The organism is Perlabentimonas gracilis, from assembly GCF_011174675.1.
Classification (GTDB): domain Bacteria; phylum Bacteroidota; class Bacteroidia; order Bacteroidales; family Tenuifilaceae; genus Perlabentimonas; species Perlabentimonas gracilis.
The window spans coordinates 23,443-42,568 of record NZ_JAANIG010000017.1 but is presented as its reverse complement, the minus strand read 5'-3'; the positions used below and the strand labels follow the sequence as shown (position 1 = coordinate 42,568).

22 protein-coding genes are annotated in these 19,126 nt (G+C 39.8%); all 22 read left to right on the top strand.

The features are described 5' to 3' along the window. Nucleotides 1-51 precede the first annotated feature (51 nt). The 22 genes from G8O23_RS09120 (at nucleotide 52) to G8O23_RS09015 (ending at nucleotide 18,953) form a co-directional block, all read left to right on the top strand. Nucleotides 52-978, top strand: a complete 927-nt coding sequence (locus tag G8O23_RS09120; protein ID WP_166363999.1) for a shikimate dehydrogenase family protein — start codon at nucleotides 52-54, stop codon at nucleotides 976-978. Then, the gene (aroA, locus tag G8O23_RS09115; RefSeq protein WP_166363997.1) at nucleotides 947-2,197 is read left to right on the top strand and encodes a 3-phosphoshikimate 1-carboxyvinyltransferase; all 1,251 of its coding nucleotides are present in this window, start codon (nucleotides 947-949) and stop codon (nucleotides 2,195-2,197) included. The genes G8O23_RS09120 and aroA overlap by 32 nt, the downstream gene beginning before the upstream one ends. Before the next feature lie 150 nt (nucleotides 2,198-2,347). Next, nucleotides 2,348-2,932 carry a helix-turn-helix domain-containing protein gene (locus G8O23_RS09110; RefSeq protein ID WP_219932478.1) on the top strand — a complete coding sequence of 195 codons (585 nt, stop codon included), beginning with the start codon at nucleotides 2,348-2,350 and terminating at the stop codon, nucleotides 2,930-2,932. 98 nt (nucleotides 2,933-3,030) lie between these two features. Beyond that, nucleotides 3,031-3,243 carry a hypothetical protein gene (locus G8O23_RS09105; protein ID WP_166363995.1) on the top strand — a complete coding sequence of 71 codons (213 nt, stop codon included), beginning with the start codon at nucleotides 3,031-3,033 and terminating at the stop codon, nucleotides 3,241-3,243. 380 nt (nucleotides 3,244-3,623) lie between these two features. Further along, the gene (locus G8O23_RS09100; protein ID WP_166363993.1) at nucleotides 3,624-4,580 is read left to right on the top strand and encodes a hypothetical protein; all 957 of its coding nucleotides are present in this window, start codon (nucleotides 3,624-3,626) and stop codon (nucleotides 4,578-4,580) included. A gap of 115 nt (nucleotides 4,581-4,695) precedes the next feature. Then, nucleotides 4,696-5,493 carry an OmpA family protein gene (locus G8O23_RS09095; RefSeq protein WP_166363991.1) on the top strand — a complete coding sequence of 266 codons (798 nt, stop codon included), beginning with the start codon at nucleotides 4,696-4,698 and terminating at the stop codon, nucleotides 5,491-5,493. A 172-nt stretch (nucleotides 5,494-5,665) separates the two neighbouring features. Then, entirely contained in the window at nucleotides 5,666-5,821 is a 156-nt protein-coding gene (locus tag G8O23_RS09090) for a lmo0937 family membrane protein (protein ID WP_166363989.1), read from the top strand. Nucleotides 5,822-5,864: 43 nt separating this feature from the next. Then, complete coding sequence (locus G8O23_RS09085; RefSeq protein WP_166363987.1) at nucleotides 5,865-6,017, top strand: hypothetical protein; 153 nt, start codon at nucleotides 5,865-5,867, stop codon at nucleotides 6,015-6,017. A gap of 2 nt (nucleotides 6,018-6,019) precedes the next feature. Beyond that, nucleotides 6,020-6,205, top strand: a complete 186-nt coding sequence (locus tag G8O23_RS09080; protein WP_166363985.1) for a hypothetical protein — start codon at nucleotides 6,020-6,022, stop codon at nucleotides 6,203-6,205. Nucleotides 6,206-6,244: 39 nt separating this feature from the next. Beyond that, nucleotides 6,245-6,463, top strand: a complete 219-nt coding sequence (locus G8O23_RS09075) for a hypothetical protein (protein ID WP_166363983.1) — start codon at nucleotides 6,245-6,247, stop codon at nucleotides 6,461-6,463. Nucleotides 6,464-6,711: 248 nt separating this feature from the next. Beyond that, nucleotides 6,712-7,692, top strand: coding sequence for a PAS domain-containing protein (locus G8O23_RS09070; RefSeq protein WP_166363981.1), 981 nt, complete (start codon nucleotides 6,712-6,714; stop codon nucleotides 7,690-7,692). Between the two features lie 3 nt (nucleotides 7,693-7,695). Continuing rightward, complete coding sequence (locus tag G8O23_RS09065) at nucleotides 7,696-9,840, top strand: PAS domain S-box protein (protein WP_166363979.1); 2,145 nt, start codon at nucleotides 7,696-7,698, stop codon at nucleotides 9,838-9,840. Between the two features lie 277 nt (nucleotides 9,841-10,117). Further along, nucleotides 10,118-10,303 (top strand): general stress protein CsbD, encoded by a 186-nt coding sequence (locus G8O23_RS09060; protein WP_166363977.1) that lies wholly within the window; start codon nucleotides 10,118-10,120, stop codon nucleotides 10,301-10,303. A 103-nt stretch (nucleotides 10,304-10,406) separates the two neighbouring features. Further along, nucleotides 10,407-10,883, top strand: a complete 477-nt coding sequence (locus G8O23_RS09055; RefSeq protein WP_166363975.1) for a hypothetical protein — start codon at nucleotides 10,407-10,409, stop codon at nucleotides 10,881-10,883. Nucleotides 10,884-10,908: 25 nt separating this feature from the next. Beyond that, complete coding sequence (locus G8O23_RS09050) at nucleotides 10,909-11,538, top strand: porin family protein (RefSeq protein WP_166363973.1); 630 nt, start codon at nucleotides 10,909-10,911, stop codon at nucleotides 11,536-11,538. 111 nt (nucleotides 11,539-11,649) lie between these two features. Continuing rightward, nucleotides 11,650-12,051: a hypothetical protein gene (locus G8O23_RS09045; protein ID WP_166363971.1), complete on the top strand. Its 402-nt coding sequence runs from the start codon at nucleotides 11,650-11,652 to the stop codon at nucleotides 12,049-12,051. A gap of 95 nt (nucleotides 12,052-12,146) precedes the next feature. Further along, nucleotides 12,147-13,160, top strand: coding sequence for an ice-binding family protein (locus G8O23_RS09040; RefSeq protein WP_219932477.1), 1,014 nt, complete (start codon nucleotides 12,147-12,149; stop codon nucleotides 13,158-13,160). 205 nt (nucleotides 13,161-13,365) lie between these two features. After that, entirely contained in the window at nucleotides 13,366-14,250 is an 885-nt protein-coding gene (locus tag G8O23_RS09035) for a hypothetical protein (RefSeq protein WP_166363967.1), read from the top strand. Nucleotides 14,251-14,310: 60 nt separating this feature from the next. After that, nucleotides 14,311-14,826 (top strand): OmpA family protein, encoded by a 516-nt coding sequence (locus G8O23_RS09030; RefSeq protein WP_166363965.1) that lies wholly within the window; start codon nucleotides 14,311-14,313, stop codon nucleotides 14,824-14,826. Between the two features lie 4 nt (nucleotides 14,827-14,830). Beyond that, nucleotides 14,831-16,042: a hypothetical protein gene (locus tag G8O23_RS09025; RefSeq protein ID WP_166363963.1), complete on the top strand. Its 1,212-nt coding sequence runs from the start codon at nucleotides 14,831-14,833 to the stop codon at nucleotides 16,040-16,042. A 27-nt stretch (nucleotides 16,043-16,069) separates the two neighbouring features. After that, the gene (locus tag G8O23_RS17550) at nucleotides 16,070-16,204 is read left to right on the top strand and encodes a hypothetical protein (protein WP_262888061.1); all 135 of its coding nucleotides are present in this window, start codon (nucleotides 16,070-16,072) and stop codon (nucleotides 16,202-16,204) included. A 487-nt stretch (nucleotides 16,205-16,691) separates the two neighbouring features. Beyond that, nucleotides 16,692-18,953 (top strand): glycosyltransferase family 4 protein, encoded by a 2,262-nt coding sequence (locus G8O23_RS09015; RefSeq protein ID WP_166363961.1) that lies wholly within the window; start codon nucleotides 16,692-16,694, stop codon nucleotides 18,951-18,953. Nucleotides 18,954-19,126: the final 173 nt, after the last annotated feature.

Here is a 19,126-nt window from a genome sequence, read left to right as displayed (position 1 = left end):
CACAGACCTGCCCGCTGGCAGGTCTGTGTTAAAAATTAATCCATTACATATATGACACAATTTTTTGCCGTTTTTGGCAACCCAATACTACACAGCAAGAGCCCCCAACTATTCAACTCAGTTTTTAATGAGTTTGATATGGATGCTTTCTATACCCGCATCAGACCGCAATCGGCTAGCGATATTATTGATATTATCCGCTCAATGCCGCTAGCGGGGGCAAATATCACAGCACCATTCAAGGAGGATATGGTTTCGCTGGTGGACGTGGTTTCGCTCGATGCCGAGGAAATTGGCGCCATAAATACCATTGTAAACTCATATGGCAGGCTAATTGGCTACAATACCGATCACTACGGTGTTACCCAATCGCTAAGGGAGGCTGGCATTGAGCTATTGGGAAAAAAATGCCTTGTGCTGGGCGGTGGTGGAGCTGCACGCTCGGTGGTTTTTGGTTTAAAAAGTAAGGGTGCTGATGTTACAATTTGTAACAGAACCCACAGTAAAGCTAAGATCATTGCCGATGATTTTGGTTGCAAGGTTGCAAGCTGGGAAAACTTTGACGTATCGGTAAGCTACGATGTAGTGGTGTCAACTCTGGTTCCAAATGCTCTTCCCCCATTTCTTGAAAAACTAGATTTTGAAACTCTTTTAGATGCATCCTATAAATCTTCAAAAGTAAGCGAGCTAGCAAAGAGTCGAGGTAAAAAAATTATAAAAGGTAAACGATGGCTGCTACATCAAGCCATTGAAGCATTTAGGCTGATTATGAGCGAAAACCCTCCCATACAAATTATGGAGAACGCTCTCAATATCAACCTTAAAAAACCCGATTTACAGATTTTGGAATACCCCACTTCAGCCAGCCAAACCGAGAAGTTAAAAAATGCTGATCTGGTAATATCAACAAAGAACCTAAGCAAAAAAAGCATAAAAGCTATTATAGATGAAGAAATTAGTAAAGCCTTCGGAAATTAAGGGAATGCTTGCAGCCCCCGCATCGAAAAGTGTAGCCCAAAGGGCCATTGCCCTTGCCAGCTTGGCAAAGGGAAAATCGGAGGTGTTATACCCTGGAACGTCCGATGATGTGATGGCGGCCATTAACGTATGCAAAGCTTTAGGAGCAAAAATACGTATTGATGACGACAAACTGTTAATTGAGGGAGGGATAACGGCACCTGAAAAGCCACTGCACTGCGGCGAATCAGGGTTGGGTATTCGGATGTTTTCATCCATAGCAGCAACGCTAAACCAACCGGTAACGCTAACAGGCGGAGGAACCCTTACCAAACGACCAATGGGAATTGTTGAAGAATCGATAAAAGCATTGGGCGCAAGCTGTGTTTGCCAACAGGGATTTATTCCCATAACCGTACAAGGGCCAATTAAAGGTGGTACGGTAAATGTAGATGGTTCGCTCAGTTCGCAAGTGCTTACCGGATTGCTTATGGCTGCACCATTGGCAATAGCCGATTCCACAATATATGTCAATAACCTGCAGAGCAAACCTTACATCGACCTCACCATTGAGATAATGAAGATATTCGGGATTTCTGTTGAACACGAAGATTACACCGAGTTCAAGGTAAGGGGAAATCAGCACTACAAACCAACCATTTACTCGGTAGAGGGCGACTGGAGCGGTGCAGCATTCTTGCTTGTGGCTGGCGCCATTGCAGGTGAGGTTGGGGTTAGCAACCTAAATCCGATGTCGAAGCAGGCCGACCGGGCAATAATTGAGGCGTTGATATGGGCGGGAGCAAAAATATCGATACAAGACAATTTGATTGTTGCTGGCAAGGGCGAGCTAAACGCTTTTCATTTTGATGCGACACATTGCCCGGACCTATTCCCTCCGCTGGCTGCGCTTGCAGCCCATTGCAAGGGCGAATCGCGAATTCTTGGCGTGAGCCGATTACGCGTAAAGGAGAGCGACCGCGCAGCCACGCTTCAGCAGGAATTTGCCAAGCTGGGTATTAACATTGAAATTGATGGCGAACTTATGCGTGTTTATGGTGGAAAGGTAAAAGGTGGAAAGGTACAATCGCACGGCGATCATAGAATTGCCATGGCCTGTGCTGTGGCAGCCCTGTCAGCAGATGGTGAGGTGGAGATTAATGAGGCCGAGGCGGTGGGAAAATCGTACCCTGAGTTTTTTGAGGATTTGGACAAAATAAAGCCAATTGTAAACCATTAGTGAAATAAGAATTTGTCTGATTTTGGCTTTTCAATTGAAATAGCCAATACTTATACTTTCAAAATTAATTGAATTCCATATAAATAATCCGTAACTTAGGGTGATTCAAATAGTTCATTTTATCTGCCACTTTAATCTATCCAATTGTAAATGCTAGTTATACCCGAAGTTAAGCACAAGCTGTATATAAAATTCATGGTTAGCCTCCGATGCAAGTTGATGGTTAAGGAGGAACTCAAAAAATTGGGCATAAAGTATGTTGCGGTTGACCTAGGTGTTGTTGAGATCCTTGAAGATATTACTCCTGAACAACGTATGCAGCTGAAGGCAAATCTACATAGAACAGGACTGGAATTACTTGATGATAAGCGAAGTATACTTATTGAAAGGATTAAAAATGTGGTCGTAGAAATGATCCATTACTCCGAGGAGCTACCCAAAGTAAACTACTCCGATTACATTAGCGAGAAGCTAGGCTACGATTACACCTACCTTTCAAATATCTTCTCCGAGGTAAAAGGGATTACTCTTCAGCAATACATAATTATACATAGGATTGAAAAGGTTAAAGAGTTGCTACTCTATGATGAGTTAAACCTAACCGAAATTTCATATCGACTTCAGTACAGTAGTGTAGCACATTTATCTACCCAGTTTAAAAAAATAACTGGCCTTACACCTTCATTTTTCAAACAGCTAAAGCAAAAACGGAAAGTTAACCTAGAAAATCTGTGATATATATAACTCTACCCTGAATTTTTGTAACAACTCCCCTTCCTATTGGGCATAACTTTGATGTGTCATAATTGGCCTAACTAATCCGTTCAAACAGAATGAGAAAAATTGGTATCATCATTATTGGTGTTGGTTTGCTATTTACCCTTATTACAGGATTCAAGTTCGTTACTAGAGAAAAGGTAGTGGAAATTGGCAACCTAAACATTTCTCGGAATAAGAGCCATCCAATAGCGTGGTCGCCATTGTTAGGTGTTGCAATTATGACATTGGGCAGTACTTTCTTTATATTGGGCATTAAAAAGCGTTAGTTATCATATCATTAAGCTTTGCTAATACATAAGGACACCCCATTTCTTGCTAGCTAGGGCATATTTTTTATAATACACCTCCATACTGATTCAGCTCTAAGAAACCTTTAAACCTACTTAAAGCTACAAATTGATAGTAAAACGAATTATTGTCTTGATTATAAGCATAATATGAACATTAACACTTCATGGGTCTCCATCCTGCTTAGGACTTCATAAAAGGTCAGTGGCAAGCAATATGGTTGGGACAAAAATAATCTACAAAATTCTGAACAAGACCTAAAGTTTAAGAGCATGAGATGCAGACCAAACAAATACTTAACAAGCAAAACATTACATTTTGCCAATACGCTTAACTAGAATAATCGAAACCTAAACTAATGATGAATAGGATTAAGATACTCCTTTTGCCCATAATGCTATTCTCAATAATTTGTGATGTTTATTCACAGAAGGGTGTTGATAGTTTAGTATCTAATGAACAAGAAGTTAAAGGAAGAAGGAATGCCATATCAACTTTCAATATGTTTCGCGACCCCAGCTACATTCTTTTTGGAAGCGGTCTTGGGAATATGGAGCCATTGATATTTGAGGGCAACCTAGCACCATACTTCATGATAAGCATTAGCGAAAATGTTAGATGGGGAATTGAACTCTCGCCTCGAATAGTAATTAGGATGTACAATGAGTACTCGCTACCCGTTCGGACACCATCCTTTATGCCAAAGGTTACTTTCTTTTACCAATTCCTCGACAAAGAGAATGGGAAACGAGATCTGTTTACTTACATTACGACAATGCACCACTCCAATGGACAGGAGGACGATTTTTTTAATCCCGATAGTACAACTATTAATACTCTCACGGGTAATTTCTCTACAAACTGGATAGAAGGAGGTCTCTTCCTCTCGCGTCCAAATGCAAAACTACTTTTTAACACCAACTATATAAAGCTATACGCTACCTACAATTATATGCAAGAACAAAAGTTGAGCGGAACTTACGGACGATTAAGGTTTTTTGTTAATATCAAGAGTTCTGTTAAACTTTCTGAGGCATTTAAAATAATTGTGGCTCCCGAGGACCTGAATAAAAAATATGCTTTTAATCAATCCATTAAGGTGGGTTGGATTGCAGGTAAACTAAATGACGAGCAAAACTTTAGCATAAAACGCTTTACTGTAAATTACACCGTTTCCTTTACTCCCACATTTCTTAAGGATGTAAATATCTTTTTTCAGTATTACTACGGCCAGGATTACTACAATATCCATTTCAACAGGCAGCTCAACGTGATCCGTATAGGGATTTCATCGAAATCAAGTATTCTATTCTAACAACGAACTCCTATGAACCTGTGAATGTTGTAACATTCATAATTAGTTGTGTAACATATCCCATTCATATGCTGCTCATCTTTGTAAGAATAAAACTCATTAAAAATCACCCGTTATGAAAGTAAAATTCAACCTCACAGTAATCTTATTACTGGCAGCAGGCTTTACATTTACCGCATGCGTATCGAACAAGAAATTTACCGCCTCTGAAGCCATGGTAGGTGAACTAACAAAAGAGAATGCTATTGTTCAGGCAAAGATTAACAGCTGTAACGCCAAAGTTGATGAGGTTACCTCAGAAAAGTTGAGCATTCAAACACTTTATGATTCCTTGCAAACCGATATAGACATATTCATAAAAGCATCCAATCTTACTATTGGTGATCAGGCTAAACGCATAAGGGGATTAAACAGCCTTGTTTACGCTCAAAAGGGTGCGCTTAGCGATTTGAGGACATCTCTAGATAAAGCCCTCGTGGGTTACAAGGCCAATGAGCTGAATGTTTACACTAAAAACGGTAGAGTTTACGTATCACTCGAAGAGGAGCTACTCTTTAGTTCAGGAAGCGATGAGATAAATTTGAAAGGGAAGCAGGCTTTAAAATCACTAGCCGACGTGCTCAATACCAGGAAAGATATTACCGTTACAATAGAAGGCCATACAGATAATGCCCCCATAAAAACGGTAAAGTATAAAGATAATTGGGATCTAAGCTCAGCAAGGGCCATATCTGTTGTACGTATCCTTTCAGTAGAGAATGGTTTTGACCCTGCTCGTATCACAGCATCGGGAAAAGGCATGCATCAACCTGTTAAAAGTAACGATAACGAAGAAGGACGAGCCGCCAATAGGCGAACAGAAATTACCCTAACACCAGATTTAGAAGATCTTTTCAAGGTGCTATACCATTAGTGCTGAAAACTGTACTGAAAATAGATGCCCAAGTTCTTTGCTCGTTGCCTAAGGGTGGGGTCGAATATTTATCCTCGTAATGTGTGAAAGATGTAAAAGATTAATGAATTTATGTAACGCTTTAAGCCAACTCATCGAGCACCTTTGTAGATCAAACTAGAACCTTATAAACATGGGAAACTTACTTTACATCATCGCAGTAATCCTTATCATCCTTTGGGCAATTGGTTTTATAGGATTTCATGCAGGAGGTATTATACACATACTCCTTGTAATTGCAATTATCGCTGTTTTACTAAGGATTATTCAGGGGAAAAGAATTTTATAAACCCTACAACAAAATTCAATAACTCAAACTAATACTCAATAGCATGACACAAGAAAAGGAAGTTAAAAAGAATTCGGGGAAAAAGGCACCTGCCAAAAACCTGAAAGAGAAGCGAGCCGACAAAGCAAGTAAACGCGACGAGAAATCATCAGCAGGGACCATTACGATTAACCCTTTTGCCAAACCCAAAAAATAATAATGAAGGATAACTCTGATTACTATCAGTGGGATAGGATAAAAAGCAAGCTAAGCCAAATGTATCCGAGCCTAACCCCAGCAGACCTGACCTGGAGGTATGGCACAAAAACCGATTTAATTGAGATGATAGCTAGCAAGTTGGGCAAAACAACGCAGGATTTACAGGCAGAAGTTGACAATCATTAACTCATTTTAATAACCAATAATTCTAAATCAATAAGAGTTATGAGCAAAAAAATATTCAACTCATCAAATAGGGTGGCAGGTTACATTATAATTGCCCTTGTTGCTATTATAGTAATAATGATATTGGGCGGAACAGACTGGCTAAGGGGTTTTCGTATCAACCAGTCGTTGAGCCTTAACAGTATAAACTGGAGTCATACAATTATAAGCATTGGAATAGGCTTTGGCCTAGGATGGTTGGTGTTTCGAAAACGATAATGGTTTTCGAATACAGTTTATTTTAGGCCTTAAGTAAACAAAAGCAGGCTCTAAAGGATATTCGCCATAGAACGTCGGGGCAAAAGGACTAGAAGATGTACCTAATTCATAAAAAGTTGCTCTGCTGCTTAACTATTCCATTAATGAAATACAGAATGAGGAATATAAACATTGATTAACCACAGGTTTCGACTCCAACATTAAACGATAATAACAAAACACTTGGGCTACATTAGCAATAAAATATCATGGGAAAGGCTGCGAATACAGAAAATAACGAAAAAAATGGATCAATCCTGATTGAGGAATTATATGCTTCTGAAGTCCGTTACCGCTGCTTGTTCGAATCGACAAAAGTCGGGATTCTAATCCTTGATGCCGATACCGGGAAAATTGTTGATGTTAACCCCTTCATAATTGATTTGCTAGGCTATACCAAACCAGATCTCATTGAGAAATCGATCTGGGATATTGGCGCTTTCCAGGATGTTATTGAAAATAAGGATAAATTCCTGGAATTACAGCAAATGGAATATGTAAGGTACGACGATTTGCCTCTGGAAACATCGAATGGGACTAAAATCCATGTTGAATTTATAAGCAATGTGTATCTAGTAAACAATGTTAGGGTTATTCAATGCCAAATACGCGACATCATGGCCAGAAAAAAGGCGGAAGCGGTGCTAGAGAAAACCAGAAATGAACTTGCGGATATAAAAAAAACGGCAGATGAACTGAATATACTCACAGAAAATATAATCGACACGGTACGTGAACCTTTACTTACAATTGATAAAGATCTTAGGGTAATAAAAGCCAGCCGTTCATTCTACGAATTTTTCAAGGTATCAGCCCATGAAACTATTGGAAAGCTTATTTACGAGCTGGGTAATCATCAATGGGATATTCCTAAGCTGAAAGAATTATTGGAGAAGATCATTCCGGAGAAAAAATCTTTTGATAATTATGAGGTTGAACACCACTTCTCTACCATCGGTAAACGGGTGATGCTTTTAAATGCGCGTCAGGTAGAAAGGGCATTGGGTAAAGAGAAAATTATTTTGCTTGCCATTGAGGATATTACTGATCGAAAGGGCAAAGAGGATACCTTAAAGGAGAAACATAGTGCAATTAGTGATTCGTTAAACTCCCTCCTAAACCATATGCATGCACCAATTATTATATGGGACACTTCCTTTGTAATAAAACGGTTCAATAGCAAATTTTAACTGTTGAGCGGGTATGCTTCGGCTGAAGTTATTGACAAAAGAATTGATCTGCTGTTTCCTAAAGAAAAAGTTACCGCAACGCTTGAATTGCTAAAAAATCATCTGGATGAAGAACGAGACCTAATTGAAATAGATATCTTAACAAAAGACAATAGTATTAAAACCGTTTTGTGGAACTCATCGCGAATTCTGGATGAGGAAGGAAAAAATATTATTGCAACAATTTCCGAGGATATAACTTGTCGCAAGCGCACAGAGGATGCTTTGAACTTTTCAGAAACCCGCTACCGTCGCCTGTTTGAGTCGGCCAAAGACGGTATTCTAATTCTTGATGCCGAAACGGGAAAGATTGTTGATGTAAACCCATTCCTAATAAATCTACTGGGCTATTCGCGTGATGAATTAATTGAAAAATCGATATGGGAAATAGGTTCATTTATGGATGTGTATGAGAACAAAGAGAAGTTTCTTGAATTGCAACAAAATGAATACGTTCGCTATGATGATTTACCACTTGAAACTTCAGATGGACGAATAGTTCATGTTGAATTCGTGAGCAATGTTTATTTGGCCAATAATGTTAAGGTAATCCAATGCAATATCAGAGACAATACCGAACGAAAAAAGATACAAGACGAAATAAAATTTCAAGCCGACCTGATAAATAATGTGGGCCAGGCTGTTATTGCTACTGATTTGCTGGGCAATGTGATTTACTGGAATAATGCTGCTGAAAACATTTACGGGTGGTCGGCTACTGAAGCAATTGGCGAGAATATTATCAACTTAACCCCTGCCCTACAATCCAACGAGCAGGCTCTTGAAATCATGGAACAGCTGAACGCAGGAAAATCGTGGGCTGGCGAATTTTATGTGAAAAGAAAGGACGGAAAAAGTTTTCCTGCATTTGTAACCGATACACCAATACTTGACACAAATGGGAAACTAACAGGTATTATTGGGATATCAAGCGATATTACCGAACGCAAGCATGCCCAGATGGAGTTGATAGAGGCCAAGGAAAAAGCCGAGGAGAGCGACCGCCTAAAAACTGCCTTCCTGCACAATATTTCGCACGAGATCCGAACACCCATGAATGCCATTGTAGGGTTTTCAAGTTTTCTTAACGACCCCGATTTAATAGCCGAAAAACGTAAATTTTTTACAGACATAATAATCCAAAGTAGCGATCAACTTCTTGCCATTATTGATGATATAATTTGCATTGCCTCCATTGAGGCAGGCTTGGAGAAAATTCATGAAACAGAAATAAACATTAACTCCCTGTGTAAGCTTATCAATGACCAATTTTCACAAAAAGCATTTGACAAAACGGTTACACTCAGTATAAAAGCAGCACTAGAAAACAATGATGCAATTATTGTAACCGATGCAACCAAGCTAACACAAATACTCAGTAACCTTATAGGTAACGCACTTAAATTTACTAAGCAGGGTTATGTCCATTTTGGCTATACGATTATTGATAACCAGCTGGAGTTTTTCGTAAAAGATTCAGGAATGGGCATACCTAAAGATATGCAAGAAATTATTTTCACTCGCTTTCGTCAGGTTGAAACTACCAATGATCAACTATTCGGAGGATCAGGAATAGGCCTATCCATATCAAAAGCTTATGTTGAATTGCTTGGCGGTAAAATTTGGCTTAATTCTGAAATAGGCAAAGGATCAGAATTCTATTTTACCATTCCCTATAAAAATGCTAATACTGTTAAGTCCACCGATATTAAATCCGCTAAAGGATTAGGCTTTGAATTTAAGCCCAATCAAACGCTGCTTATTGCCGAGGATGAAGACTCAAATTTTATGCTTCTGGCAGAATGGTTAGCACACAAAGAGATTCGCATTATCAGAGCCATAAATGGCCTCGAAGCAGTTGATGTATTTAAATCTTCCCAGCATATCGATATGGTATTAATGGATATAAAAATGCCCATAATGGATGGCTACGAAGCAACAAAACTCATAAAGGAACTTAAACCTAACATCCCCATCATTGCCCTAACAGCATACTCTACAGATATTGATAGAGATAAAGCCTTAGCATGTGGCTGTTCCGACTTTATAAGCAAACCTATAAAAAAAGAGCTATTGCTAACAAAAGTTAACGAACAACTTCAAAAGTAGAAACTTAGCCTTTCTTCAGACAGACTAAACTATACCATCTAAAATTTGCGTAAGCAAGAAATGGGTACATATATTTTTATAGCCAGAGCTATTTGTTAAATCAATATCTCGGCGATGAATGAATATCACCCCCACCGATAGGTGTGAAGTAAAATTACCCCTACAAATTCCAAATCAGTGATATATACAACTATTATAAATAATTATGTAACAATAATATAGTGCTTAGTAAGTATGTTTGTTAAACAATAAAGCAGCTCACATTAAGCCAAATACAATGGAAAATTTTAAAGTAGGCTTCTGGAACGAAAGGAAGGGAAAACTGAAAATGAAGTATCCCATTATCACTGACGAAGATTTAAACTTCTACAGGAATAAGGAGAAAGAGATGATTGAACGGCTAAGTTACAAGTTGGGGAAAACCCAAGATGAGCTTCGTACCATCATCAACACCATAAAGTAACCTGCCCGGCACAGGGTAAAGGTTGGGTCCGTTCCGTTCGGACTACTTCAGCGGAGGCGAAACCGAAAAGCCATATGAGTAGGAAATTACTAAACCCAATACGATGAAAAAACTAGTATTTACTTTTCTGCTGGCATTAGGCTGTTTCCTCTTTAGCAATGCGCAGGATTACAACACAGGGATTGGACTACGAGGAGGCTTTGCAAATGGCGTTACCATTAAGCATTTTGTTACATCAAAAGCTGCCTTTGAGGGCATAATTGCAAGCCGATGGAAAGGGCTTGAGCTAACCCTTCTTTACGAAGTTCATGGCCGTGCGTTTAACACCGAAAGGATGAAATGGTATATCGGCTTCGGCGGACACGTAGGCTTTTGGGATGGCGACAATACCAATAAGTACTGGGGTACTGCAGGCGAGAACTATACAGTTATTGGTGTAGATGGAATTTTAGGGCTCGAGTACAATTTTGCTCAAATACCTTTCAATGTAAGTATCGATTGGAAACCAGCCTTCAACTTTGTAGGATACTCAGGCCTCTGGGCCGATGGTGGCGCTTTATCGGTACGTTACATATTTTAATCACAACAACTAAAAAAACAATAAGATGAAAAAGACATTATTACTAATCATTGTTTCTACCTTGCTATTTGTAAATGCAGGCATAGCTCAGGATAAGGGTAGCTCATTACATTTTGGGCCAAAGGTTGGCCTTAACCTATCAAATGTTTACGACTCGGAGGGAGAGAACTTTGATGCCGATGCAAAAGTAGGATTCGCTGCGGGTATATTTGTTGCCATCCCTCTTGGGCGGCTCCTTGGCATTCAACCCGAATTACTTTACTCGCAAAAAGGTTTCAAAGCATCGGGCAGCATCCTTGGCAACGATTACACCTTTACTCGAACCTTAAACTACCTTGATATTCCTTTACTAGTAGTAGTTAAGCCTAGTGAAATGTTCTCGATTGTTGCTGGTCCTCAATACTCATACCTTATGAGCACTAAGGATGTTTTTGAAAATTCGTTTCTAAATATTGAGCAGGAAGAGGAGTTTGACAATGACAACCTGCGCAAGAACACCTTATGCTTTCTGGGCGGATTTGATGTTAACCTAAGTAGTATTGTTATTGGTGCTCGGGTTGGTTGGGATCTCTTCCAGAACAACGGCGATGGATCCTCAACAACACCACGCTACAAGAATGTTTGGTATCAGGCCACCGTTGGATTCCGATTCTAGGATTTTCCTGCTATTTATACATGCTTAAAGGATTCCGAATGACCACACATTACAAAGGGGTAAGTTCCGAAAAGCCATATGAGTAGGAAAAAAAACAATAGATAAAACACAATGGAAAACATAAGAAACACCACATTATTAGCACTTCTGTTCTTTTTCTCTTCCTGTGCTACTTCGGTAAAATTTCCAACCTCAAGCGTTACACCGGCCGCTGATATTTCGGCTAAAAAGAAGGCCGATAAGAATGGAAATTTCAAGGTTACGGTCACTGCTAAAAATATGGCTGCTGCCGATAGGCTAGAGCCTCCTCAGAGCGTTTACATTGCTTGGATTGTAACAAACACTGAGGGCACCAGGAGCATTGGGCGGCTTACAAACAAAAACGCAAAAACCGCAACCATTGAAACACTAACCCCCTTTGCATTTACTGAAATATTTATTACCGCCGAGGGCCAAGATGATATCTCATACCCCTCAGGGGTTGAGATTGCCAGAGCAATATTTAAGAAATAATTCAATAATGAATTATAATCGATTCGCTTACAAAAATTAGAATGACACTAAAAACAGTTTTACCAATTGTAGCAATAATGCTTCCGATTGTATTTATGTCAAGTTGTAAAGACGATGATGACAACATCTTACAACCCATTGTAACATCAACATCTCCCTTGGACAATGCCGAAGGAAATGCACGAAACATCACCATTTCAGCTACTTTTAGCATCGAAATGGATGCATCAACCATTAATGCGAATACATTCATGCTTAAGCAAGGCACCACAAGCATACCTGGAACTGTTGAGTATGCTGGAGAAACAGCAACTTTCACCCCGCTGGGAACACTGAGCGCCCTTACTGATTATACCGTTACAATAACAACATCTGCAAAAAGCACAAACGGTAAAGCGCTAGCAAACAACCATATGTGGACTTTTTCTACCGGGGGTAGCAGTGAAGGCATAAGCGCTGTGGCTCTGGGTGCAGCAGGTAACTACGTGATTTTAGCAAAAACTGCAGTTAATAATAATCCAACCTCAGCAATTACCGGTGATATTGGTCTAAGCCCAGCGGCGACCTCCTACATAGTAGGGTTTACATTAACAGACGCTACTGGCTATGCCACTTCCGATCAGATTACTGGAAAAGTGCATGCTGCCGATATGGCCGATCCTACACCAATAAACCTAACTACTGCCGTTGAAAATATGATAACTGCATACAACGATGCAGCAGGACGTACATTGCCCGATTTTATTGATTTAGCTTCGGGTAGCATTGGTGGATTAACCCTAAGCCCAGGCCTATATAAATGGACTAACACGGTTACTATTTCTTCTGATGTAACCATCTCTGGCAATTCAACCGATGTATGGATATTCCAAATTGCCGAGAATATTACCGTTAGCTCAGCTGCAAATTTAATTCTAAGCGGAGGAGCCCAAGCAAAAAACATCTATTGGCAGGTGGCAGGTCAGGCAACCTTTGGAACGACTTCGCATTTCGAGGGGGTAATCTTATCTATGACAGGAATAACTTTTCAAACCGGTGCTTCATTAAATGGTCGTGCGCTTGCACAAACAGCTGTTGTACTCGATGGTAACGCAGTTACTCTGCCATAGAAAGTAAGAGTAACCTCAACTTTATAAAAAAGGGGCTGCCAAAAGCAGCCCCTTTTAATGTACACGAAAGTTGAGTCTGTGAATTATGTAAATCATACCATAGGATATATAACAATTTTAGGATTTGTAAGAGCGAACTTTGCAGTATAAGAGTTCTATAAATTTCTTAAAACAGAACAGATCAATTACCCAAAAAAGTGAGAATATGAATGAAAGAAAAAATATTCGCGTCATCAAAGAATTGTTGGCGAGAATTCCATCAAAAAAATACATCATAAGCCTAGCTTTAACCCTTACCCTAGCGGTTACAATGGCACAATCACCATTGGCTTCGAAAAAACAAGTTGGGATGTTCCTGAACTCCACCACCTGTGTTGTGCTGGAGAATGGAGTAAATCCCTACAATGGGTTTATCAGCGAAGCCGTAGAAAAGCATTGGAAAATAACCCCTTTTGAATTTATTGACGAAACCGAATTTGAAATCCGTCGATTAGACACCAGATACTCCTTCTTGGTGCTAATGAAAAATATTTACGACAAGGATCCTGGAGGTGTGAGCTACAAATATATCAGCTTGGTACTGGGAGCAAAAGCGAAGAAAGTTATCGATATGCCCGAACTGTGCAACCTTCCACTTCAATATTCTAACGACAATAATCTGGATTACGAGTACGCAATGCCTGCCATCATTAAATTTATGCAAATTCATGTAAAAAACCTTGAGAACAGGCGTTTTAGGATTTCTCTTAGAGGTTTAAAATACTACAACTCCTCGGGATTTAAAGAAAAACAGCTACTCATGAACAGAGACAAAATGGCGCCTGATGCATATTCAACAGAAAAGATTAACACCGTTTACCCCTACTTCGTTAAGCTACTCTCCTCATCGGAGATAAAAAAAGAAATTGCATCAAACCCAAAGAATGCCCTATTCCACTTTCACGTTGGGCCAAACAGCGATAAAGGTGTGGGGAAATGCTTCGAAATGATTTTTGATGTGGATGGGAATCTCCACTACTATAACTCTCGTAGAATTACCAATGACAATGAGGATGGTTTTAATATGAAAGATTTTAAGCGCATCAGATAACCTAGCTGTTCATAATTTAATGATAACAATCACTATCCGTCAACTAAAACATTAAACGCCATGAGAATACTAATAATCGGATTAATCGTATTTATCGGCTGGGCAACTATGTCTACCTACATCTACGTTTGTAAAATCAAGGGGCTGTGCTCTGAACCCCAAATCACAATAGTTGCAGAGGCTAACCCCAACGGCTTAATGCCCATCGAACCATTAGCTACCAAAGAAATAACATTCCCTCAGGATTTGGTAATCTACTTTGCCTTCGATAAATCCGATTTCATCTCGGGGGCAAAGGCTAGCGAATACTACAATGCATCGAATGTCTCCCTGAATAATAATCAAGAGGCAACGCTCAGCATTACAGGCCATACCGATGCTGTTGGTACAATAGAATATAACCAAGACCTAGGGCTAAGAAGAGCACAAACCATGCACCGGTATTTTGTGAGTAAGGGGATATCTGCAAGCAGAATCAGCATTGACTCGAAGGGTGAAAAAGAGCCTGTTGCCGATAACAATTCGGAAGAGGGTCGAGCAAAGAACAGAAGATCAGTAGTAACCATTAAACAATAAGAAAATGAATGCAATAACCGTATTACTAGTGCTTACTAGGGTTGAAGCAACCCTTCTAATTATATCATTATTGCTCGTATCGGCAATAATTGGGTATGTTACCGCCTGGCTTTACTCTCGTTATATTCATAACAGGGAAGTTGCAGCACTTGAATCAACAATTGGAAAATGTGAAGACCAAATTGAAAGGCATAAAAACCATAACACCCAATTGGAGAAAGATTTATTGGATAAAACCAAAGAAATTAACCAGCAAAAGGATAAAGTTAAAAACCTAAATATTTTGAATGCTAAAGCCGACAACCAGACTAGCAGAATTACTCTAAAAAATGCTAAAAACGAACAAAAAATAAGTGAACAGGAGGAAACTCTTGATGAAATTTCAAAACGTAAACATTTGATAGACTATAGCAGTTTTGGACGAGCCACAATTGACGAGAAAGATGATTTGCAAATGATCAGTGGAATAGGCCCTTTTATTGAGGAAAGGTTGAATGCTATCGACATATACTCGTTTAAACAGATTAGTAAATTTAATGCAAAGGATATTGAAAAGATTAACATTGCCATTGAGTATTTTGCAGGTAGAATTGAACGCGACGAGTGGGTGGCACAGGCCAAGGAACTTATTCAAGATGAGATAAAAGAAGCCGCGCTAAATCGCATAAGGACAAGGAACACCAATATCTACTTCGAGCGAATTGGAATAGCCCATAAGCATGAAGCCGATAACCTTACCATAATCAATGGGATTGGCGGTTGGATAGAACAAAAGTTAAATGCTTTGGGCATTTTCACCTTTAGGCAAATTGCCAACTTTAATGATGAAGATGTGGAAATTGTAACCGAAGCCATTGAGTTCTTTCCTGGAAGAATTGAGCGTGACGAGTGGGTTAGCCAAGCATTAGAACTTTTAAAAAGTGAAGGAAGAAGAGATATTATCCTTGATAATGTTAAAGAAAAGAAGAGCACTATTTCTTACAATAGAATTGGGTTGGCTCCAAAGCTTCATGCCAATAACTTAACTCTTATTAAGGGCATTAGCCCTTGGGTAGAAGAAAAACTTAACACGCTCGAGATTTACACCTTTGCTCAAATCGGAAAACTATCCAATGAGGATGTAAACAGTTTAACAGAAATACTTGAAATTGCTCCTAAACGAATTGAACAGGATAATTGGATTGAACAGGCAAATGAACTACAAAAAATAAAGTAACCACTCCGATAGTTTAAATACAATGTGATGAAAGATAAAGAACTAGAGAAGGGAAGAATTTTTATTATTGTTGAGATTATTGAGTACGTACCCAATTCAGTGGTGATAAAAACAATTATTAAGAAAACAACGGGCAATGTGAGTGTGGCCTCCTTCGATTAAGGCGAAACCCTAACCGACAGACTATCGCCGTTCGATAACTTCATACAAATAATCGACGGCAGAGCCGAAATCATTATCGATGGCAATTCGAACCATCTAGAGACCGGCCAATCTATTATTATCCCAGCCCACTCGTTCAACACCATTAAGGCAAATATTCGCTTTAAGATGCTCTCAACAATTATTAAGAGTGGTTATGATGAAGTGAGTTAATGGGGTAGAGTTTATGCAGCTAATCCGTTAACATAAACACTGCGAGTTTGCCTTTGCCCTAATGCTTAGCCAACAAAGGTGGGCAGGCAAGCCAATCAACCAATCCTGCTCTCGTTATCTCGTCAAATAATGACGAGACCCGAGACAGGCAAGCATACAATCCCCCGATGGCTATCGGGGCAATCAATCAACCTGCCAGCCCACTGGCGGGTCAATCAAACAATCAAACAATCAAACTGCCCGCTAAAGGCAGATCAATCAATCCAAATTAGCAATGAAACTAGCATACATCGGAACATATCCTCCACGGGAGTGTGGTATAGCCACATTTACTCAGAATCTATACAATTCAATGATTAGCAAAACCCCTTCTGCTGAAGGTGAGATTGAAACAATAGCCAATCGGGTCGAAGGGTTTATTGTTGCCATGAACGACCACGATCAAACCTACAATTATCCCCAAGAGGTCAAGCTAACCATTAGGCAGGAACATCAACGCGACTACTTGAAAGCGGTAAAATTTATCAACCTGAGCGGTGCCGATGTATGTATTCTTGAGCATGAATTTGGAATTTTTGGTGGGCAAAATGGTATATACATCTTACCTCTGCTGCATCGATTAGAAATTCCGCTTATTGTCACCCTGCACACCATAATGAAAACGCCATCGTACAACGAGAAAGCAGTTTTGCAGGAGATTTGCAAGATGGCTCAAAAAGTTGTTGTGATGAGTCGCATCGCAATTAAGTTTTTAACCACAATCTATAATATTGATGCTGATAAGATTGAATATATTGAGCACGGGGTACCCGACATAAGGTTTAACCAGCATGTAGCCAAAGAGGAGTTTAATCTCGAGAACAAAAAATTCCTTCTCACCTTTGGTTTTGTTGGGCGAAATAAAGGAATTGAAACGGCAATTAAGGCGTTGCCCAAGGTTATTGAGAAACATCCTGATGTGCTTTACCTAATTATTGGGAAAACCCACCCTAATGTACTTCGCCACTCTGGAGAAGAATATCGTACATATCTTCAATTGTTAATTAAAAATCTTAAACTTGAAGACCATGTTTTTTTCCTCAACGAGTTTGTTAGCCAAAAGGAACTCTTTAAATATCTATCGGCTTCCGACATTTACATCACCCCCTACCTTAACGAAGCCCAGATTACCAGCGGTACACTTTCCTACGCAATTGGTGTAGGGTCGGCAGTTATTTCAACCCCCTATTGGCATGCATCGGAACTGCTGGCAGAGGGACGTGGCCGACTCTTTAACTTCAACGATTCTGACGAGCTATCCTCCATTCTCCAAGACCTTTTGGATAACCCTGAGGAATTGAAGAAGATCCGTAAAAAAGCTTACGATTACGGACGAACCATAACCTGGCCAATTTCGGGGGGGCATTATGTTGAGCTAGCTCAAAATGTTCTATCATCCAGCCCAACATTAGTGACAAAAGACGAAAATAGCATCGACCCACTTATGCTGCCACCTTTTTCACTAGCCCATATAAAACGGCTAACCGATGATACTGGTATAATCCAGCATGCAAAATTTGGTATACCTAACCTTAAAGACGGATACTGCCTTGACGATAACGCCCGGGCCCTCCTTCTGGTACTACTGGCATACCGTCAGAAAAAGGATTTGCTTGCCCTCGATTTAGCCCCGGTTTACCTTAGCTACATCCACTACATGCAGAACAAGGACGGAACGTTCAGGAATTTCCTGAGCTTTAATCGAAACTTCCTCGACGAAGTGGGCTCCGAAGATTCCTTTGGCAGAACAATTTGGGCGCTAGGCTACCTGCTTGGTAATGCCCCAAATGATGCATATTACCAAACAGGCAAGCAGATTTTCTTCGATGCTTCGCCTAACTTCGACAAGCTAAAATCCATTAGAGCCATTGCAAATACAATTATTGGAATATGCTACTACCTAAGGAGCAATTCGGGTGACGACTCAATGACTCAACTGCTAAAAACCCTTGCTAATAAGCTGGTCAAACACTATGATGAAAATAGCTCTCCTGACTGGAAATGGTTTGAGCAATTGCTGGCTTACGATAACGGAATGCTACCACTGGCTCTTCTGCATACTGCACAGGTACTTAACGATGAAAAAATTACCAGCACAGCTTTAGATTCAATGAATTTCCTTACAGAGAACACCCTTAAGGATGGCTACCTATCGATAATTGGGAATGAAAAATGGTATAAAAAGAATGGCGAACGATCACTATTCGCTCAGCAGCCAGTTGATGCGCTAGCCATGGTCTTAATGTATCATCAGGCTTTTCATGTTACCAAGGATAAGGAATATCTGTCAAAACTATTTACCAGCTTCATGTGGTTCTTAGGAAACAACGACCTTAGAATGAGCTTATTCGATTTCGAGACCAAGGGCTGCTGCGATGGATTTGAAATGGATGGCATTAATCGTAACCAGGGCGCAGAAAGCTCACTGGCGTACCTAATCTCTCACCTTACTGTACTACAAGCTTTTGAAGAGTTTGAGCATGAACACGTATCGTGATATCGAACGCTAAAGTAATAGGAAGCGATTAGTCTTTGAAAAATAGGGATGATTGAAGAAGGAAGAAGAAGTATTGGAACGATTACCGTTCCTTTCTTCACTTCATCATTCATTATTCGATATTCAATATTCAATATTTCCTCCCTGTCATACAATTCTCTTCGTGTGGCAAT

What these genes read in the sequence shown, in the direction of transcription:
- G8O23_RS09105 (WP_166363995.1), top strand. Translation starts at nt 3,031, where the DNA reads ATGAGAAAAATTGGTATCATCATTATTGGTGTTGGTTTGCTATTTACC.
- G8O23_RS09075 (WP_166363983.1), top strand. Translation starts at nt 6,245, where the DNA reads ATGAGCAAAAAAATATTCAACTCATCAAATAGGGTGGCAGGTTACATT.
- G8O23_RS09080 (WP_166363985.1), top strand. Translation starts at nt 6,020, where the DNA reads ATGAAGGATAACTCTGATTACTATCAGTGGGATAGGATAAAAAGCAAG.
- G8O23_RS09035 (WP_166363967.1), top strand. Translation starts at nt 13,366, where the DNA reads ATGAATGAAAGAAAAAATATTCGCGTCATCAAAGAATTGTTGGCGAGA.
- G8O23_RS09110 (WP_219932478.1), top strand. Translation starts at nt 2,348, where the DNA reads ATGCTAGTTATACCCGAAGTTAAGCACAAGCTGTATATAAAATTCATG.
- G8O23_RS09090 (WP_166363989.1), top strand. Translation starts at nt 5,666, where the DNA reads ATGGGAAACTTACTTTACATCATCGCAGTAATCCTTATCATCCTTTGG.
- G8O23_RS09015 (WP_166363961.1), top strand. Translation starts at nt 16,692, where the DNA reads ATGAAACTAGCATACATCGGAACATATCCTCCACGGGAGTGTGGTATA.
- G8O23_RS17550 (WP_262888061.1), top strand. Translation starts at nt 16,070, where the DNA reads ATGAAAGATAAAGAACTAGAGAAGGGAAGAATTTTTATTATTGTTGAG.
- G8O23_RS09120 (WP_166363999.1), top strand. Translation starts at nt 52, where the DNA reads ATGACACAATTTTTTGCCGTTTTTGGCAACCCAATACTACACAGCAAG.
- G8O23_RS09100 (WP_166363993.1), top strand. Translation starts at nt 3,624, where the DNA reads ATGATGAATAGGATTAAGATACTCCTTTTGCCCATAATGCTATTCTCA.
- aroA (WP_166363997.1), top strand. Translation starts at nt 947, where the DNA reads ATGAAGAAATTAGTAAAGCCTTCGGAAATTAAGGGAATGCTTGCAGCC.
- G8O23_RS09060 (WP_166363977.1), top strand. Translation starts at nt 10,118, where the DNA reads ATGGAAAATTTTAAAGTAGGCTTCTGGAACGAAAGGAAGGGAAAACTG.
- G8O23_RS09040 (WP_219932477.1), top strand. Translation starts at nt 12,147, where the DNA reads ATGTCAAGTTGTAAAGACGATGATGACAACATCTTACAACCCATTGTA.
- G8O23_RS09030 (WP_166363965.1), top strand. Translation starts at nt 14,311, where the DNA reads ATGAGAATACTAATAATCGGATTAATCGTATTTATCGGCTGGGCAACT.
- G8O23_RS09085 (WP_166363987.1), top strand. Translation starts at nt 5,865, where the DNA reads ATGACACAAGAAAAGGAAGTTAAAAAGAATTCGGGGAAAAAGGCACCT.
- G8O23_RS09070 (WP_166363981.1), top strand. Translation starts at nt 6,712, where the DNA reads ATGGGAAAGGCTGCGAATACAGAAAATAACGAAAAAAATGGATCAATC.
- G8O23_RS09095 (WP_166363991.1), top strand. Translation starts at nt 4,696, where the DNA reads ATGAAAGTAAAATTCAACCTCACAGTAATCTTATTACTGGCAGCAGGC.
- G8O23_RS09025 (WP_166363963.1), top strand. Translation starts at nt 14,831, where the DNA reads ATGAATGCAATAACCGTATTACTAGTGCTTACTAGGGTTGAAGCAACC.
- G8O23_RS09045 (WP_166363971.1), top strand. Translation starts at nt 11,650, where the DNA reads ATGGAAAACATAAGAAACACCACATTATTAGCACTTCTGTTCTTTTTC.
- G8O23_RS09055 (WP_166363975.1), top strand. Translation starts at nt 10,407, where the DNA reads ATGAAAAAACTAGTATTTACTTTTCTGCTGGCATTAGGCTGTTTCCTC.
- G8O23_RS09050 (WP_166363973.1), top strand. Translation starts at nt 10,909, where the DNA reads ATGAAAAAGACATTATTACTAATCATTGTTTCTACCTTGCTATTTGTA.